At 56.5% G+C, this 16,517-nt stretch carries 17 protein-coding genes and 1 pseudogene; 12 read left to right on the forward strand and 6 right to left on the reverse strand.

Annotated features, from left to right (window positions below; translation table 11 throughout):
• Window positions 1–41 precede the first annotated feature (41 nt).
• The 3 genes from ACQY4M_RS02445 to ACQY4M_RS02455 are packed head-to-tail and all read right to left on the reverse strand — an operon-like array spanning window position 42 to window position 2,228.
• On the reverse strand, window positions 42–362 hold the full coding sequence (locus ACQY4M_RS02445) for a sarcosine oxidase subunit delta (RefSeq protein ID WP_428540358.1): 321 nt from the start codon (window positions 360–362) through the stop codon (window positions 42–44).
• Window positions 349–981 (reverse strand): hypothetical protein, encoded by a 633-nt coding sequence (locus ACQY4M_RS02450; RefSeq protein ID WP_428540361.1) that lies wholly within the window; start codon window positions 979–981, stop codon window positions 349–351. The genes ACQY4M_RS02445 and ACQY4M_RS02450 overlap by 14 nt, the downstream gene beginning before the upstream one ends.
• A complete protein-coding gene (locus ACQY4M_RS02455; protein ID WP_428540364.1) occupies window positions 981–2,228 on the reverse strand; it encodes a sarcosine oxidase subunit beta family protein in 1,248 nt (415 codons plus the stop codon). The genes ACQY4M_RS02450 and ACQY4M_RS02455 overlap by 1 nt, the downstream gene beginning before the upstream one ends.
• A 224-nt stretch (window positions 2,229–2,452) precedes the next feature.
• Between ACQY4M_RS02455 and ccmI the strand changes: the two genes are divergently transcribed.
• The 3 genes and pseudogenes from ccmI to ACQY4M_RS02470 form a co-directional block, all read left to right on the forward strand.
• Window positions 2,453–3,679, forward strand: a complete 1,227-nt coding sequence (gene ccmI / locus ACQY4M_RS02460; RefSeq protein ID WP_428540367.1) for a c-type cytochrome biogenesis protein CcmI — start codon at window positions 2,453–2,455, stop codon at window positions 3,677–3,679.
• The gene (gene ruvX / locus ACQY4M_RS02465; RefSeq protein ID WP_428540370.1) at window positions 3,676–4,152 is read left to right on the forward strand and encodes a Holliday junction resolvase RuvX; all 477 of its coding nucleotides are present in this window, start codon (window positions 3,676–3,678) and stop codon (window positions 4,150–4,152) included. The genes ccmI and ruvX overlap by 4 nt, the downstream gene beginning before the upstream one ends.
• Window positions 4,142–4,246, forward strand: a pseudogene (locus tag ACQY4M_RS02470) (DUF1289 domain-containing protein); the annotation flags it as partial. The gene ruvX and the pseudogene ACQY4M_RS02470, both read left to right, overlap by 11 nt.
• 265 nt (window positions 4,247–4,511) lie before the next feature.
• Here the strand turns inward: ACQY4M_RS02470 and ACQY4M_RS02475 are convergent.
• Entirely contained in the window at window positions 4,512–5,534 is a 1,023-nt protein-coding gene (locus ACQY4M_RS02475; RefSeq protein WP_428540060.1) for an IS110 family transposase, read from the reverse strand.
• Between the two features lie 55 nt (window positions 5,535–5,589).
• On the opposite strand from ACQY4M_RS02475, the gene ACQY4M_RS02480 reads away from it, so the two are divergent.
• Complete coding sequence (locus tag ACQY4M_RS02480; RefSeq protein WP_428540373.1) at window positions 5,590–5,751, forward strand: DUF1289 domain-containing protein; 162 nt, start codon at window positions 5,590–5,592, stop codon at window positions 5,749–5,751.
• Window positions 5,752–5,781: 30 nt separating this feature from the next.
• Here the strand turns inward: ACQY4M_RS02480 and ACQY4M_RS02485 are convergent, their stop codons facing one another.
• Entirely contained in the window at window positions 5,782–6,693 is a 912-nt protein-coding gene (locus ACQY4M_RS02485; protein ID WP_428540376.1) for an AAA family ATPase, read from the reverse strand.
• 94 nt (window positions 6,694–6,787) lie between these two features.
• On the opposite strand from ACQY4M_RS02485, the gene ACQY4M_RS02490 reads away from it, so the two are divergent.
• From ACQY4M_RS02490 to ACQY4M_RS02525, 8 genes are all read left to right on the forward strand, one after another.
• Window positions 6,788–7,816 carry an AbrB family transcriptional regulator gene (locus ACQY4M_RS02490; RefSeq protein WP_428540379.1) on the forward strand — a complete coding sequence of 343 codons (1,029 nt, stop codon included), beginning with the start codon at window positions 6,788–6,790 and terminating at the stop codon, window positions 7,814–7,816.
• A gap of 90 nt (window positions 7,817–7,906) precedes the next feature.
• Window positions 7,907–9,124 carry an acyl-CoA dehydrogenase gene (locus ACQY4M_RS02495; RefSeq protein WP_428540382.1) on the forward strand — a complete coding sequence of 406 codons (1,218 nt, stop codon included), beginning with the start codon at window positions 7,907–7,909 and terminating at the stop codon, window positions 9,122–9,124.
• A 233-nt stretch (window positions 9,125–9,357) separates the two neighbouring features.
• On the forward strand, window positions 9,358–9,978 hold the full coding sequence (locus ACQY4M_RS02500; protein ID WP_428540385.1) for a LysE family translocator: 621 nt from the start codon (window positions 9,358–9,360) through the stop codon (window positions 9,976–9,978).
• 278 nt (window positions 9,979–10,256) lie between these two features.
• Window positions 10,257–11,243 carry a phosphoadenosine phosphosulfate reductase gene (locus ACQY4M_RS02505; RefSeq protein ID WP_428540388.1) on the forward strand — a complete coding sequence of 329 codons (987 nt, stop codon included), beginning with the start codon at window positions 10,257–10,259 and terminating at the stop codon, window positions 11,241–11,243.
• 56 nt (window positions 11,244–11,299) lie between these two features.
• Window positions 11,300–11,644, forward strand: a complete 345-nt coding sequence (locus ACQY4M_RS02510) for a hypothetical protein (protein ID WP_428540391.1) — start codon at window positions 11,300–11,302, stop codon at window positions 11,642–11,644.
• A gap of 79 nt (window positions 11,645–11,723) precedes the next feature.
• On the forward strand, window positions 11,724–12,764 hold the full coding sequence (gene pyrC, locus ACQY4M_RS02515; RefSeq protein WP_428540394.1) for a dihydroorotase: 1,041 nt from the start codon (window positions 11,724–11,726) through the stop codon (window positions 12,762–12,764).
• A gap of 100 nt (window positions 12,765–12,864) precedes the next feature.
• Entirely contained in the window at window positions 12,865–13,542 is a 678-nt protein-coding gene (locus ACQY4M_RS02520; RefSeq protein WP_428540397.1) for an orotate phosphoribosyltransferase, read from the forward strand.
• A 149-nt stretch (window positions 13,543–13,691) separates the two neighbouring features.
• Window positions 13,692–15,182: a replicative DNA helicase gene (locus ACQY4M_RS02525; RefSeq protein WP_428540399.1), complete on the forward strand. Its 1,491-nt coding sequence runs from the start codon at window positions 13,692–13,694 to the stop codon at window positions 15,180–15,182.
• A 27-nt stretch (window positions 15,183–15,209) separates the two neighbouring features.
• On the opposite strand, the gene ACQY4M_RS02530 is transcribed toward ACQY4M_RS02525, so the two are convergent.
• The gene (locus tag ACQY4M_RS02530) at window positions 15,210–16,478 is read right to left on the reverse strand and encodes a leucine-rich repeat domain-containing protein (RefSeq protein WP_428540402.1); all 1,269 of its coding nucleotides are present in this window, start codon (window positions 16,476–16,478) and stop codon (window positions 15,210–15,212) included.
• Window positions 16,479–16,517 lie beyond the last annotated feature (39 nt).

Here is a 16,517-nt window from a genome sequence, read left to right on the forward strand (position 1 = left end):
GGAGCCTCCGGCGGGGATATTTGGGGAACGATAATAGGGCATCAGTAGCCCTCCCAATCGGGGCGTTTTTGTTTGATCTTTTTGATCAGGTCGGCGGGGGGCTGCGTGGTCTGGGCGCTGTAGGTGCCGAACACTTCCAGCGTCATGGTGCAGCGGGCGGCATGGAACCATTTTCCGCAGCCGTTGCTGTGCCGCCAGCGTTCAAAATGCACCCCTTTGGGATTTTTGCGGTAGAACAGGTAGGATTGCAGGTCTTCATCCGAGGCCCCGGCCCCATGGCGGGTCAGGTGGGCTTCGCCGCCAGCGTGGAGTTCGGTTTCTTCGGCGGATACGCCGCAGTATGGGCATTCAAGGATTAGCATGACGCACCTCCATTATTTGAAAATTATTATTCATTTCCAAAGCATTGAAAAACCAATTCGTGAATTCCATATTGCGTGTATGGAATTCATCGAAGCGATCATAGGTTTCATCTTCAATACTATCGTGCTCATTTACTTTTTGTGGGTCGGGTATTTTATTCTTTGCGCTCTGAAATATGGCCAGATGCAAAAAACGGATCCCGAAGCAGCCGAGATTTATCGCCAAAACCTTGAGCAGAAATGGAATAAACGAAAATGGGACAAACATCCGATATTGGGCTATCTCCTTTTTTTTCCACTTTTTTTGTTCTCGTAGAACAATCACAAAGCCCAATTGTTCTGTTATAGGCGATAAAAGAAGTGCACTAATATTGTTTATCCAACCAACTGCAATCGATAAAATCGCTGCTACCTTATCGCCATGGTATTGGAACAATTTGTAATTTACCGGTGCAAGCCATATACTGGGCCTATGGAAACATTCTTGAAAATACTCCCTTTGCTTGCGCTTATTGCCATAGTTATCGTTTTTATTCGCGCAGGGGCAAAGACCAAGCCTCATGACAAAGGAAAGATGCGCGGTGGCGGCCCGGGTAATGGCCCAGATATATACTAACATCAGTGAGCTACCCCCGCTGCGACACTTTCATCAATGAACCGCCCCTCGGCGAACCGGTCCAGCCCGAATTCGGCACACAGTGGCCCCGGTTGTCCGTTGGCCATCATGTCCGCCATGGCCCAGCCTGATCCGGGGATGGATTTGAACCCGCCCGTGCCCCAGCCGCCGTTGATATAGCAATTGCCAAGCGGCGTGGTTGATATGATCGGCGAGCGGTCCCCCGTCACATCCACGATCCCGCCCCACTGGCGCATCATTTTCATGCGTGAAATCATCGGGAAGGTTTCGATCAGCGCGCGAATGGTTTCCTCGATATGGTGAAAGCTGCCGCGCTGGGTGTAGTTGTTGAACGCATCGGTGCCGCCGCCGATCACGAATTCGCCCTTGTCCGATTGCGAGATATAGCCGTGCACGGTGTTGGCCATCACCACCACGTCAAGGCAGGGTTTGATCGGCTCGGACACCAGCGCCTGAAGGGCGACAGATTCCATCGGCAGACGGAACCCCGCCATGTGCGCCAGATCGCCCGAGTTGCCCGCGACCAGTATCCCTAGCTTCTTGCAACCAATCGTGCCGCGTGTGGTTTCAACGCCGGTGACCTGCCCGTTTGACTGGTTCACCGCCGTGACTTCGCATTTCTGGATGATGTCCATGCCCATGTCGGAGCAGGCACGCGCATAGGCCCATGCCACCGCGTCGTGACGGGCCGTACCGGCGCGTTCCTGCCACAGGGCACCCAGTACGGGGTAGCGCGGGCCGGATATGTTCATGATCGGCACCAGTTCCTTGACCCGCTGCGGGCTGATGAATTCGGTTTTAACCCCCTGAAAGGCGTTGGCCTGTGCGGTGCGTTGAAAGCCGCGGACCTCGTGCTGGGTCTGGGCCAGCATCATCACGCCGCGCGGGGAAAACATCACGTTCATATTCAGGTCTTGCGACATGGTTTCATACAGGCTGCGGGCCTTTTCATAGATCGCGGCGGATGGGTCTTGCAGGTAGTTCGAGCGGATGATGGTGGTGTTGCGGCCCGTGTTGCCGCCGCCCAGCCAGCCTTTTTCCAGAATGGCCACATTGGTGATGCCGAAATTCCTGCCCAGATAATAGGCGGTGGCCAGCCCGTGCCCCCCAGCCCCGACGATCACCACGTCATAGGATTTTTTCGGTTCGGGTGAACGCCATGCCTTGCCCCAACCGGTGTGATATCGCAGGGCCTCGCGGGCGATGGCAAATGCGGAATAACGTCTCATATTTCGAATCCCCTAAAGGGGCAAAGCAGCCCCTGCACCACAGTATTGATACGCAAGGCAATTCTAGCCACGCACGCTTGCGGCACAATTGGGAAAATATGCGACATATCCACAATTTATGCCTGCTGTCGGATCTGTGATCTGCCTGCGGCGGTTTCGCCCTTTTGTGCAGGGCGGTTTCGCGATACACGGGGGGCGGAATTTAACGAAAGGCGAAAAACCCTATGGCGTTCTGGATTGTGATTGGCGTGCTTATCCTTGTGGTTGCTGCGTTGCTGGCATTGGCGCTGTTGCGTGGGCAGGATACCGGAGTGGCGGCGGCCGAATATGACTTGCAGGTTTACCGCGACCAGTTGGCCGGGGTGGAACGCGATCTGGAACGCGGGGTTGTGTCCAAGGAAGAGGCCGCACGGATCAAGACCGAAGTATCGCGCCGGATTCTGGATACAGACAAGGTGTTGCAAGTGGCCGAAGATGTGCATCGCGCACCCAAAGCCATGACATACGGTGCCATTCTGGCGTCACTGGTGTTGCTGGCCGCTTCTGTCGGGATCTACCAGAAGATCGGGGCGCCCGGCTATCCGGACTTACCGTTGCAACTGCGCTTTGATCAGGCCGAACAGGCCCGCGAGAACCGCCCCTCGCAGGCCGAAATCGAAGCGCAGGTGCCGCCTGTGGCCGCGCAGGTTGATCCGCGCCAGAAAGAATTGGTGGCCAAGCTGCGCACAGCTGTTGCAGCACGCCCAAATGACCTGAAGGGGCATGAGTTGCTGGCCGGAAACGAGGCTGCCCTTGGCAATTACGCCGCCGCTTACCGTGCCCATCAGCAGGTAATCGATATCAAGGGGGCAAATGCCACTGCCGATGATTATGCCGATCTGGCCGATCTTATGATTATGGCTGCCGGTGGCTATGTTTCCCCCAAAGCCGAAGCCGCGTTGCAAAAGGCGTTGATGATGGATCCGAAGAACGGCAAGGCACTGTATTATACCGGCCTGATGTTTGCCCAGAACGGGCGTCCCGATGTGACCTTTAACATATGGCGCGATCTTCTTGAGGAAAGCGCGCCGGATGATCCATGGGTGCGGCCAATTCGCAACCAGATCGAGGATGCGGCCGCGATTGCAGGTGTGAATTACCGTCTGCCACCGCAGGCAAATGCCCCAGCATTGGCAGGTCCGTACGCAGATGCCGTATCAGCGGCCTCGGATATGACCCCCGAAGAACGGCAGGCGATGATCCAGAGCATGGTATCGCAACTGTCCGAACGACTCGATACAGACGGTGGCAGCCCGCAGGAATGGGCGCAACTGATTGGCGCATTAGGTGTATTGGGTGACAAAGACAAAGCCGCAACGGCCTGGGCCAAGGCCCGCGAAGCCTTTGCCGGTGATACCGCCGCCGTGGACACCATTCGCGCAGCGGCTGTGCGGGCCGGTGTGGTTGAATGATCTATGACGCGATCGAGGATTTCGCAGGGGCTCTGGCGCCAATGCACGCGCTTGCGGGGCTGGATCTGGGCACAAAGACCATCGGGGTTGCGGTGTCGGACAAATTTCTGACTGTCGCCACCCCGCTGGAAACCGTCAAGCGCAAGAAATTCGGCGTGGATGCAGCCCGTCTGCTGGTAATCGCCGCCGAGCGTGATCTGGGTGGATTCGTGTTGGGATTGCCGCGCAATATGGATGGCTCGGAAGGGCCAAGATGCCAATCAACCCGTGCCTTTGCCCGCAACCTGTCGCGCCTGACCGATCTGCCGATCGGGTTCTGGGACGAACGTCTGTCCACGGTGGCCGCCGAACGCGCCTTGCTGGAGGCCGATACTTCGCGGGCGCGAAGGGCCGAGGTGATCGACCATGTGGCCGCCGGATACATCCTGCAAGGGGTGATGGACCGTTTGGGGCATTTGAAACGTGGCGGATGAGGTCTGGAAACGGGACGAGGTGCAGTCGCCTTGCGTCAATATATGCGTGATCCACCCCGAGGCACGGTTATGCACGGGGTGTTATCGTAGCATGTGTGGATGGCTCCTTTTTTGCAAGGGTTAATTTGAAGTTTTGATCATTGCGGTTGCGGTCATGTGTTCGGCCTGTTGGCGCGGTACGTTTGACCGCTGGCCCTGATGAAGTCCGCGTCGCCTGGGTCCCAATCATGGAGACGAGCTTTTATGCCCGGGCTACCGATACGGGGTGTCCCGGCGGCGGCTTTCGTTGATCATCATCATTCATCTTTGCCCTCGCAACTCGGTGCGGCGAACCCGTATCCCGGTCGCTGCGATTCCTGTCAGTTGACTGCCGGGCGGCGATAAACATCTCCGCGCAACAGCACGGCCCAGATGATGCGCGCTGTTTTGTTGGCAATGGCAACCGTGACCACACGCGCGGGCTTTTTATCAAGCAATCTGCGGATCCAGATGCCGGTGGCGCTGTCGTCGCGTCCGTCTCTGCGAATGATCGATGTGGCACCATTTACCAGCAGAGTTCGCAGATAGGGATCGCCCATTTTGGATATTCGGCCGAGCCTGTCCTTGCCTCCTGACGAATTCTGCCTTGGTACGAGCCCGAGGAAGGCCGCGAACTGGCGCCCCGACGCGAAGGCAGCCGGGTCCGGAACGCTTGCGGCCATAGCGGTTGCCGTGATGAACCCGACGCCCGGGATCGTCTGTAACCGCTGGCTCACCGCACTTTGTCGATGCCAGGCACGCAGCTGATTATCGAGCGAACGGATTTCTACGGTGAGCGTCTCAAGCTGACGGGCAAAACCCAGCAACGCCGTACGCGCGACCTCCGGCAGGTCGTCATGCTCTCCGTCCTTCATGGCCTTCGCCATTCTTACGACATGTTGCGGCCCCTGTGGCGCAATGATGCCGAATTCGGCCAGATGGCTGCGAAACGAATTGAGCATCATGGTCCGTTGCCGGATCAGCAACTTTCGCGTCCGGTGCAGCACCATGACACCCTGTTGCCCAGGCGTCTTGATCGGTACAAAGCGCATGTTCGGGCGTGTTACGGCCTCGCAGATCGCCTCGGCATCTGCCATGTCGTTCTTTTGCCGTTTGACATAGGGTTTGACATAGGCGGGCGGGATCAGCCGCACATCATGGCCGAGCGCCGCAATCTCCCGCGCCCAGAAATGGGAGGTACCGCAAGCTTCTATTCCCACAAGACAAGGCGGCAACGCGCTCATGAACTCCAGAACGGCATTGCGGCGCAATTTCTTCATCAGCACAATCTGTCCTGCAGCATCAACGCCGTGAAGCTGAAAAACAGACTTTGCCAGATCGATCCCGAGTGTTGTAATCTCCATTGTGGATGGCTCCTTCTCTTATTGGTTTGCGACAGCACCAATATGGCACATTGCGATGCCGGCGGGTGGAGCCATCCACCCCATCATGGATGAAATCTCGCGCTGGTCTGCGATGGATGATGGTGAGCGGGCGTCGATTATGGCCGAGCTTGAGGGGCGCAAGCCATTGGTGGTCAAACGGCGTGGCGGACGGGCAGCGCGATTGAAACGGGCGTGAATTGCGGCAGGTATTTTCGGCAAGAAGAAGTCAGGGCGTATCGAGTGAAGCCCTGGCGTCGTTCAGGATTTTGGCGATTTCGCCGCTGGCGATTTTCTGGATGTCGTCCTGATATTTCAGGATCGCGCCCAAGGTATCGGCGATCACATCGGGTGATAGATCAATCACGTCCAGCGCCAGCAGGCATTTGGCCCAGTCGATGGTTTCGGCGACACCGGGTTTTTTGAACAAATCTTCGGTGCGCAGGCGCTGGACAAAGGCGACCACCTCGCGTGACAGGGCCGCACTGGCTTCGGGGGCGCGGGCTTGCAGGATTTCCAGCTCGCGTTCAAACGTGGGGTATTCAACCCAGTGATAGAGGCAGCGGCGTTTTAAGGCGTCGTGCACCTCGCGGGTGCGGTTGGAGGTGAGGATCACAATGGGGGGTTCCGGCGCCTTGATGGTGCCCAGTTCGGGGATGGTGACCTGAAAATCGGACAGCGCTTCCAGCAGGAAGGCCTCGAACGGTTCGTCCGTGCGGTCCAGCTCGTCAATCAGCAGCACAGGCGCGCCGCCGGGTTGCGGGCTCATTGCCTCGAGCAGCGGGCGGCGGATCAGGTAGCGTTCGGAAAACAATTCGTCCACCAGGGCCTCGCGGTCCGTGCCCTCGACCGCTTCGGCGGTGCGGATCGCCACCATTTGCGCGGCAAAGTTCCATTCATAGACGGCGCTAGAAGCATCCAGCCCCTCGTAGCATTGCAGGCGGATCAGGCGACGACCAAGGGCAGCAGAAATGGCTTTGGCGATTTCGGTTTTGCCCACGCCCGCCTCGCCCTCCAGAAACAGCGGCCGGCCAAGGCGCAGCGCCAGAAACACCACCGTTGCCAGATCGCGGCCACAGATATAGCCCTGCTCGGCCAGTAGCGCCGTTACATCGTCAATCGAGGTTATGTCGTAGCCCATTACTGCCCTTTCGTTTTTAAATAGACTGCATGGCAGAACGCCCCCGTCAAGCAAGACTTGCCCAAACCCACCACAATGACGCAAGTTGCCCGGTATGAGCCGCCTTTGGAAACACCGCGCCACAGCGCTATTTGCCGCCAGCATCGGGGCCGCGGTGTTCTGGGCGTTGCATCTGCCATTGCCGCTGTTACTGGGGCCAATGGCGGGGTGTTTGCTGTTTGCGCTGGCCGGGGTGCCATTGGCGGGGATGGGCACGCTGGGGCTGGTGATGCGCACCTTTTTGGGGGTGGTGATCGGATCAACCGTAACGCCAAAATTGTTGCACGAATTGCCGGGTTATGGGCCAACCCTGTTGTTGATCCCGCTGTTTGTGCTGGTGATCGGAATGGCGGGCTATCCGTTTTTCCGCTGGGGGATGGGGTTTAACCATCCGACATCGTTCTATTCGGCGATGCCCGGCGGGTTGCAGGATATGTTGATTTTCGGCGAGGAAGCGGGCGGCGATGTGCGGGCCATGTCGCTGATCCATGCCACACGGGTGTTGGTGATCGTGGCGGTGGTGCCGTTTGTGCTGGCGCATCTATATGATCTGGACCTGACGCGGGCACCGGGAGTGCGGGCCAGCGCCCTGCCCGCGTCGCAAATCGTGATCATGGTGATTGCCGGAATTATCGGCTGGCGACTGGCCGAACGCATCGGGTTGTTCGGGGCCTCGATACTGGGGCCGTTGATTGTTGCCGCCATTCTGTCGCTTGCCGGTATCATCCAGTCACGCCCGCCGGCCGAAATGATCTGGGCGGCGCAGTTTTTCATCGGCATTGCTGTGGGGGCAAAATATTCGGGGATTACGGCAAAGGAAATTCGCATCGATGTGGGGGCGGGGCTGGTTTATTGCGCAATACTGGCGGCGGTCAGCATTGCTGTTATCTGGGCGGTGATGCTGCTGACCAACCGCGATCCGTTGGACTTGATGCTGGCATTTCTACCCGGGGGACAATCGGAAATGGCGGTGATTGCGATTGTGGCCGAGGCTGATGTCGGTTTTGTCGTGGCGCATCATTTATTACGGATATTCATCGTGATTATCAGCGCCCCCGTGATTGCCCGTATGATCCGGCGATAATATCATTGCAACTGCGATGATTTTCCTTGCGACTCTTGACCTAAACCGTTTCAAGTGGCCCTGCGAAACCCTGACTGGAGAGATACCGCCATGACAACGCCCGCGCTGAAGCCCAAAGATGCCCCCGATCTGTCCCGCTTTGACTGGGAAGATGCCTTCCGGATGGAGGACCAGCTGAGCGAGGACGAGCGCATGTTGCGCGATGCGTCCCGCGAGTTTGCGCAAGGCGTGTTGCAGCCACGGGTGATCGAGGCCTATGCGAATGAAACGAGTGACCCAAACATATTCCGCGAGATGGGCGATGCCGGTTTGCTGGGCACCACGATCCCCGAGGAATACGGCGGGCTGGGGGCAAATTATGTCACCTATGGTCTGGTGGCGCGGGAAATCGAGCGGGTGGATAGTGGCTATCGTTCGATGATGTCGGTGCAATCGTCGCTGGTGATGTATCCGATCTATGCTTATGGCACCGAGGAGCAGCGGCTTAAGTATTTGCCCGGACTGGCCGCCGGTAGCCTGATCGGCTGCTTTGGTCTGACGGAACCCGATGCGGGCTCGGACCCTGGCGGCATGAAGACACGGGCCGAAAAAACCGCCACCGGTTACAAGCTGACTGGCAGCAAGATGTGGATTTCCAACAGCCCGATTGCCGATGTATTCGTGGTCTGGGCGAAATCCGAGGCCCATGGCGGCAAGATCAAGGGGTTTGTGCTGGAAAAAGGCGCCAAAGGCCTGTCGGCACCGAAAATCGGCGGCAAGCTGTCTTTGCGGGCCTCCATAACCGGTGAGATCGTGATGGACGGGGTGGAAGTGGGCGAAGACGCGCTGCTGCCCAATGTCGAGGGCCTGAAGGGGCCGTTTGGCTGTCTGAACCGCGCCCGTTACGGCATTTCGTGGGGTGTGTTGGGGGCGGCCGAATTCTGCTGGCACGCCGCGCGGCAATACGGGCTGGACCGCAAGCAGTTCAACAAGCCGCTGGCGCAAACGCAGCTGTTCCAGAAGAAGCTGGCCGATATGCAGACAGAAATCACGCTGGGCCTGCAAGGATCTTTGCGGATTGGCCGCCTGATGGACGAAGCCAACGCCGCACCCGAAATGATCAGCCTGATGAAGCGCAACAACTGCGGCAAGGCGCTGGATATTGCCCGCATGGCGCGGGATATGCACGGCGGCAATGGTATTTCCGAGGAATTTCAGGTGATCCGACATATGGTCAACCTTGAAACCGTGAACACCTATGAGGGCACCCATGATGTGCATGCGCTGATCCTGGGGCGGGCACAGACGGGGTTGCAGGCGTTTTTCTAAGGAGGGCGATATGATCACAGTTGTAACAGCCATGCTGTTTTTGTTAACGCCGCAGCCGTTGCAACCTTTTGTGATCCTGTTTATTGTGGCCTGATTGCAATTGTTTTAAAGGTGCCCCGATTATGGAAGCTGATCCAACCATCGGTCTGATTATCCTGACCCTTGTCCCTGCCCCGTTTCTGCTGCCTTTCATCCTGATCGGCGCAGGATTCGCTTTCGGGATAAGCTAAGCCATGCCGCTGGACCTCTGGCTTGCCTTTGCTGCGGCGTCCTTTGTGGTGGTGGTCATTCCCGGCCCGACAATCCTGCTGGTGGTGTCTTATGCACTAACCCAAGGGCGGCGTGTGGCGGTGGCAACGGCGCTGGGTGTTGCGCTGGGGGATTTCATCGCGGTTTCCCTGTCATTGGCAGGACTGGGGGCGATCCTGCTGACATCGGCATGGGCGTTTACGGCGCTTAAGTTGGTCGGTGCAGCCTATCTGGTGTTTTTGGGGATCAAACTGTTGCGCAGCCCGCCACATCTAAAGGATGTGCTAGCCCCCTCACCAACACCGGCCAAACGGATATTCGCCCATTCGGCGTTGGTCACGGCACTAAACCCAAAGGGGATCATCTTTATTCTCGCCTTTGTCCCGCAATTCCTGAGCGCCGACCTGCCGGTGATGCCGCAATTCCTGACCATGCTCGCCACCTTTGTCGGTCTGGGCGCGATAAACGCGCTGGCCTATGCGCTGCTGGCGGATCAATTGGGGCAGCGCATTCGCAGCCCGAAAGTGCTGACTTGGGTGAACCGCACAGGCGGTGCGGTATTGATTGCAATGGGTGCGTTAACGGCAACCCTGCAACGGAACTGATCACCCCCAATTCGTATATTGGCGCACGGGATTTCGCTTCAACTATAGGTAAACACCTGAAAATCATCGCGGATTATTGATCACTAACATCCTGGTTGGTCTTGAAACAGTTGCGGACCGAACCCAACTATTTACAATCTGTCAACAAAGCGGGCCAATAAAGTAAATTGGTGACGAACGGATGGAAAACACCCGCTTTTCAAGCGATTTACCTCATATTTTCGCCGTATTTGAATGGAATATCAGCCATACAAAATATCTAAGGAACACCCAAAAACATGGACGACCCGCGCGCGCCCTCTGGTTCAGATGATGCTGACAAGCAGGAATGGCTTGCCCGTCTGGAAGATGTTGGCGAAGAACCGGGATACTTCAAACCGCTGGACAATAACCACTATGCGGTCCTGACCGAGGGATCGTCGACCCTTTTGGTTACCTTTGAAACCATAGAAAGCATCCGCCAAAACACAGAGGATGAAATGCCGCTGGGGTTCGAATTGATTGCCGAAAAAGGCTGGTCCCATCTTGGGATCCTGTCCGAAGGGTGCACATGGTTTCGCAGCAACTCTGTTTATGACTATTTTGACGGGCTGCTGGATGAAGGGTTGTTCGAGGAATTCGACCATGTGGTCTTCATGGGGGCCGGCATGTGTGGCTATGCGGCGGCGGCATATTCGGTTGCGGCCCCCGGCTGCACTGTTCTTGTGTTCAACCCGCAGGCCACACTGGATCCGCGCGTGACCGAATGGGACCACCGTTTCAAATCCAGCCGTCGGGTGTCGTTCACGGACCGGTATGGTTTTGCCCCCGATATGGTGGACGCCGCCAATCAGGTCTTCCTGCTGTATGATCCAGAAGAGGAAATGGATGCCATGCACGCGGCACTCTTTACACGCTCGCATGTGACCAAACTTCGATGCCGGTTTCTGGGCCGCGACATCATGAAGGCCATGATCCAGATGGATATCCTGAAACCATTGGTCGACGCCGTTTGTGAAGACGGGGACGTGGCAAAACGGTTCCATCAATTGTACCGCGCACGGCATGAGTACCCCCCTTACCTTGGGCGCGTGTTGACCCATCTGGATGATGACGACCGTTGCATCATGTCAGGGATGTTATGCCGCTATGCTGCCAGCCGGGTGGAAGCGCCGCGGTTCAAAGAACGGTTGGAAAAAATCGAAACCCGTTTAAAATCGGACGGTAAAACCTTGCCCAACATTCGGCGGACCCGAAAAAATGTTGCTTTTCAACCTCTGGATTAGCAATTTATTTAGAATTTTCCATAATTCTCCCTTTGAACACAGTTAGGGAGATTGAAATGTTACATCAGATGCCGGCCGACGAACTTGGCCATGTTCGCAAGGAAATTCAGGCGCTGCGGGCCCGCGAAATCGAGCTGCGCAAATGCTTTACCGACGAATGTAACGATGGCGTATTCGAAGGCTGCGATTATGATGTCGAAGTCAAATACCAAAAACGCCGCGTTCTGGCCAAGAACCGGTTGCCATCCGACATCCTCAATGACCCGAAATATTTCGATATCCGCCTTGCCCCGGTTGTGCGGGTGGTCAAGCGCAAGGAACCGCGCCTGCCTTTGGGATTTGGTCCTGCAGGAATGATTGCCCCACAGGATAATTTCGACGTGGTCGAGGCGTGGAATTAACAGGGGCATTGATAAAAACCTGCCTACAAAGAAATTTGCCATAGCTTGACGGCCCCGGATTGTGTAATCGGGGGCCATCATGACCGATCAAATCACCCTCCGCCGCCCGGATGACTGGCACCTGCACTTGCGCGATGGCGCGATGCTGGCCGCTGTTTTGCCCGAGACCACGCGCCATTTTGCCCGTGCCATCATCATGCCCAATCTGGTGCCGCCCGTGGTGACATCGGCAGATGCGACTGCCTATAAGGCGCGGATCATGGCCGCCTTGCCGGATGGTGCGGATTTCACCCCGCTGATGACACTGTATCTGACCGAAGAAACCAATGCCGATGATGTGGCCGCGGCCCATGCTTCGGGCTTGGTCTCGGCGGTGAAACTGTATCCGGCGGGGGCAACGACCAATTCAGCCTCGGGGGTTTCCGATTTTGACAAGGTACGCGGCGTGCTGGACCGCATGGCTGAAACCGGCCTGCCCCTGTGCGTGCATGGTGAAGTAACGGATGCAGACATCGATATCTTTGATCGCGAAGCTGTGTTTATCGACCGCGTGCTGGACCCGATCCGGCGCAAAACACCGGGTTTGCGGGTGGTTATGGAACATATCACCACAGCTGACGGGGTGGAGTATGTGCAAAGTGCCGATCATGATCTGGCCGCCACCATCACCACGCACCACCTGATCATCAACCGCAACCACATTCTGGTCGGCGGCATCAAACCGCATTACTATTGCCTGCCGGTTGCCAAGCGCGAAAGCCACCGTCTGGCCCTGCGCGCCGCCGCCACATCGGGGGATGCCCGGTTTTTCCTTGGCACCGACAGCGCCCCGCATACGGATACCAACAAGTTAAACGCCTGTGGCTGTGCGGGCTGTTTCACGGCCACCAACTCCATGCCGATCCTTGCCCATGTGTTCGAGGATGACGGCGCGCTGGACCGGCTGGAAGGGTTCACATCCCTGCATGGCCCCGCGTTTTACCGCCTGCCTGTCAACGACAGCACCCTTACCCTGACCAAAGGCACCCCTGCCCCCGCGCCTAGAAAATTAGCCACCATTGATGGCGACGTCACCATTTTCGACCCCAGATTCGATCTGTTGTGGCAGGTCACCGGCTGATATATTACCGTTCCATAAATATCCGCGCCGCAGGCAAGAAGGTTTTATGCCTCCGGCGGGGATATTTGGACGAAAAAGAAACGCAAAATAGGCATTGCCGATGATCCCCTCGACCTATCCTTCCAAAGAAGAAATCGCCCACCTGACCGCAAGAATGCTGCTGGAAATCAAGGCGGTGCATTTTAATGCGATTGAACCGTTCACCTTGGCTTCGGGCCTGCCCAGCCCGACCTATATCGATTGTCGCAAGCTGATCAGCCATCCGCGTATCCGGTCAACCGTGATGGATTTCATGGTCGCCACCGTGATGCGTAACGCGGGTTTCGAAGCATTTGACAATATCGCCGGTGGCGAAACCGCGGGCATCCCCTTTGCCGCCCTTGTGGCTGAACGCATGGCCCTGCCGATGAGCTATGTGCGCAAGAAACCAAAAGGCTATGGGCGTAACGCACGGATTGAAGGTGACATGTCCGAAGGGCAGCGGGTTTTGCTGGTCGAGGATCTGACCACTGATGGTGGATCCAAGCTGTCTTTTGTCGATGCGATTCGCGAAACCGGAGCCACCTGCGCCCATACGGCTGTGATCTTTTATTACGACATCTTCCCCGAAACCGGGAAAACCTTGGGGGATCATGGGGTTACATTGCATCACCTGTGCACATGGTGGGATGTTCTAACCGAGGCCAAAGCCAGCGGTGCCTTTGATGCGGCCACTTTGAGCGAGGTCGAAAGCTTCTTGTCCGCCCCGCGCGTCTGGCAGGATGCGCGAAAAAAATAACGCGCCAACGGGCCAAAATTCGTGTATATTGAGGGTTAAATATTGAAACCTACCAGATGTGGACAGTTCATCCTATCCACAGATTTATACAATTTGCGCCGCCAGCGCGGTGCGTTTAAACAATTGCCGGTGGGACAGACAGGTGGGACATGAACGAAATTGCGCCGATTAATTCAGGTCAGGACGAGGCAGGCATCAGCGATGCCCTACCCCATAACATCGAGGCCGAGCAGCAATTGCTGGGCGCGATCCTGACCAACAACGATATTTACGACCGTGTCGCGGCGATCATCGGCCCGCAGCATTTTTTCGAGCCAACCCACGCGCGCATTTTCGAAGTTGCCGCCAGCCGGATTGCCAAGAACAATCTTGCTTCGCCCATCACGCTAAAGGCGTTTCTGGAAGATGACGAGGGCCTGAAAGAACTGGGCGGCGCCGCCTATCTGGTGCGTCTGGCAGGAGCTGCCATTTCCGGTTTTGCCGCACGCGATTACGCGCAGATGATCTATGATCTGGCGATCCGGCGTGAATTGATCGGGCTGGGCCGCGAGATTTCGGACAAGGCGGGCAAGGTCGATATTGCCTCGGAGCCCAAAGAGCAGATCGTCGAGGCCGAACAGGCGCTTTATGCGCTTGGGGAACAGGGCCAAACCGACAGCGGGTTTCAGTCGTTCCTGAAGGCGGTGACCGATGCGGTGAATGTCGCCAACGCCGCCTATCAACGCGATGGTGGACTGGCAGGGATTTCAACCGGCCTAACCGATATGGACAAGAAGCTGGGCGGATTGCACCGTTCGGATTTGTTGATCCTTGCCGGTCGCCCGTCTATGGGGAAAACCTCGCTTGCGACCAACATCGCTTATAACATCGCCAAGGCCTATCAAAAGGGCACGCTGCATGATGGCACCGAGGGGGCGGTGAATGGTGGCGTTGTCGGGTTTTACAGCCTCGAGATGAGCGCCGAGCAATTGGCCGCGCGTATCCTGTCCGAGGCCAGCGAAGTGCCCAGCGAACAGATCCGCCGCGGGGACATGACCGAAGAGGAATTCCGCCGATTTGTCGAAGCCGCAAAACAGCTTGAGGCCTGCCCGCTTTATATCGACGACACTCCCGCCCTGCCGATCAGCCAGTTGGCTGCGCGTGCCCGGCGGCTTAAACGCACCCACGGGCTGGATGTGCTGTTCATCGACTATCTGCAACTGGTGCGCCCTGCCACGGCCAAGGATAGCCGGGTGAACGAGGTATCCGAGATCACCCAAGGCCTGAAGGCAATTGCCAAGGAATTGGACATTCCGGTGGTCGCCCTGTCGCAGTTGTCGCGTCAGGTGGAAAACCGTGATGATAAACGCCCGCAATTGTCGGACCTGCGGGAATCGGGCTCGATCGAGCAGGATGCGGATGTGGTGATGTTCGTTTACCGCGAGGAATATTATAAAGAGCGCGAGAAACCGGGCGATCACGAGCTGGACAAGATGCAGGTCTGGATGGACGAAATGGAAGCCCTGCGCGGCAAGGCCGAAGTGATCATTGGCAAGCAGCGTCACGGACCGATCGGCCATATCGAGTTGAGCTTTGAAGGCCAGTTCACCCGTTTTGGCAATCTGGTCAAACCGTGGCAGGGCGGCGAGGACAGCTTTTAAAAGCTGCCCTCATCTGCTATACCCATATTATTCCAGACCGCGCAGTTTAACCCCATCCTCTTGCAATTTGTCTGTTTGGGTTTTGTCAAGATTTGGCATATCCTTCACCGTCACAGAACGCAGTTTCGGCGAACCGAACAGAGGACTTAAATCACTAACCTGAGTGCCCGTCAGATCAAGACCGTAGAGTTTTTCAAGTCCGGCAAGGGGTGATATGTCGGAAACAGCCGTGCCTATCAAGGTAAGGCTGCTTAGTTTTTGCTTGCCTGCAAATACCGAAATATCAGATACCGATGTGCCGGTTAAATCCACATTATAGATATTTTCCAAATTGGAGATTGCTGAAATATCCGCAACTTTCGTTTCTTTCAAATTCAGCGTTTGCAATAGGGGCATACCCGCAACCGTCGATATATCCGTCACCCCGGTTTTGCTCATTTGCAGAGATTTCATCGCCACATCTGTAGCCAGAGGTTTGATGTCTGTTACCGCTGTTTCGCTAATGTCCAGATTGCCAAGAAATGGTTTTCCGGCCAAAGGCGAAATGTCGGATACCTGCGTTCCCTTGATGTAAAGGCCATATAGATTTCTTGAATTTTCCAGCGGCGATAGATCACTGATCGGGGTAAAAGACGCCGAAAGGGTTGCCAGCATTCGCAAGCCAGCCAGCGGGGAAATATCGTTGACCTGTGTTTCGGTGATATCCAGTTTGTTCAGCACCGGCAGACCGGATAGTGGCGACAGATCGGAAATGTCCGTCCTTGAAATATCCAGATCTTCCAGTGCGCCCAACCCTGCCAGTGGACCAAAATCGGTGACCGCCACGCGCTGCATATCCAACTCCTCCAGGGCGCCCAACCCCACAAATGCGGAAATGTCAGTGACACCAGTTTGGCTAAGGTTCAGTTTTTCCAATGCGCCCAGTTTGGTTAATATGGAAATATCGGTGATCTCGGTGCGCGAGATGTCTAGCTTTTGCAGCGCCGCCAGTCCAGCAAGGGGCGACAGATCTACCACTTTGCTGTTGCTAAGGTTCAAAGTGCGAAGCGCCTTCAGGTTTGCCAACGGGGTTAAATCGGTTACTGGCGTTCCAGACAAGTTCAGGTTTTTGAGCCAGGGCATTTTTGCCAATGGGGACAAGTCTGTTATTTCCAGCCGTCCCAGATCAAGTGAATCCAGCCTTACAACATCCAGCACCTGCTCGGGGATAACAGTAAGCCCCTTGATTCCGCCCAGCCGCAGCTGGTTACAGTCTTTTTCGTTGCATTCCGCAATCTTGGCCAGGACTTCGTCCATCGGTTCGGCCCATGTAACGGATGCTGTTAGAAAAAAAGA

The sequence above is a fragment of the Profundibacter sp. genome, from assembly GCF_965277155.1.
In the GTDB taxonomy this organism is placed as follows: Bacteria; Pseudomonadota; Alphaproteobacteria; order Rhodobacterales; family Rhodobacteraceae; genus Profundibacter.

Excerpts from the sequence above, each read along its gene's own strand:
- ruvX (WP_428540370.1), top strand. The coding sequence starts at position 3,676 with ATGATCTATGACGCGATCGAGGATTTCGCAGGGGCTCTGGCGCCAATG.
- ACQY4M_RS02445 (WP_428540358.1), bottom strand. The coding sequence starts at position 362 with ATGCTAATCCTTGAATGCCCATACTGCGGCGTATCCGCCGAAGAAACC.
- ACQY4M_RS02455 (WP_428540364.1), bottom strand. The coding sequence starts at position 2,228 with ATGAGACGTTATTCCGCATTTGCCATCGCCCGCGAGGCCCTGCGATAT.
- ACQY4M_RS02495 (WP_428540382.1), top strand. The coding sequence starts at position 7,907 with ATGACAACGCCCGCGCTGAAGCCCAAAGATGCCCCCGATCTGTCCCGC.
- ACQY4M_RS02525 (WP_428540399.1), top strand. The coding sequence starts at position 13,692 with ATGAACGAAATTGCGCCGATTAATTCAGGTCAGGACGAGGCAGGCATC.
- ACQY4M_RS02505 (WP_428540388.1), top strand. The coding sequence starts at position 10,257 with ATGGACGACCCGCGCGCGCCCTCTGGTTCAGATGATGCTGACAAGCAG.
- ccmI (WP_428540367.1), top strand. The coding sequence starts at position 2,453 with ATGGCGTTCTGGATTGTGATTGGCGTGCTTATCCTTGTGGTTGCTGCG.
- ACQY4M_RS02485 (WP_428540376.1), bottom strand. The coding sequence starts at position 6,693 with ATGGGCTACGACATAACCTCGATTGACGATGTAACGGCGCTACTGGCC.
- ACQY4M_RS02480 (WP_428540373.1), top strand. The coding sequence starts at position 5,590 with ATGCCGGCGGGTGGAGCCATCCACCCCATCATGGATGAAATCTCGCGC.
- ACQY4M_RS02500 (WP_428540385.1), top strand. The coding sequence starts at position 9,358 with ATGCCGCTGGACCTCTGGCTTGCCTTTGCTGCGGCGTCCTTTGTGGTG.
- ACQY4M_RS02510 (WP_428540391.1), top strand. The coding sequence starts at position 11,300 with ATGTTACATCAGATGCCGGCCGACGAACTTGGCCATGTTCGCAAGGAA.
- ACQY4M_RS02450 (WP_428540361.1), bottom strand. The coding sequence starts at position 981 with ATGTTAGTATATATCTGGGCCATTACCCGGGCCGCCACCGCGCATCTT.
- ACQY4M_RS02520 (WP_428540397.1), top strand. The coding sequence starts at position 12,865 with ATGATCCCCTCGACCTATCCTTCCAAAGAAGAAATCGCCCACCTGACC.
- pyrC (WP_428540394.1), top strand. The coding sequence starts at position 11,724 with ATGACCGATCAAATCACCCTCCGCCGCCCGGATGACTGGCACCTGCAC.
- ACQY4M_RS02530 (WP_428540402.1), bottom strand. The coding sequence starts at position 16,478 with ATGGACGAAGTCCTGGCCAAGATTGCGGAATGCAACGAAAAAGACTGT.
- ACQY4M_RS02490 (WP_428540379.1), top strand. The coding sequence starts at position 6,788 with ATGAGCCGCCTTTGGAAACACCGCGCCACAGCGCTATTTGCCGCCAGC.
- ACQY4M_RS02475 (WP_428540060.1), bottom strand. The coding sequence starts at position 5,534 with ATGGAGATTACAACACTCGGGATCGATCTGGCAAAGTCTGTTTTTCAG.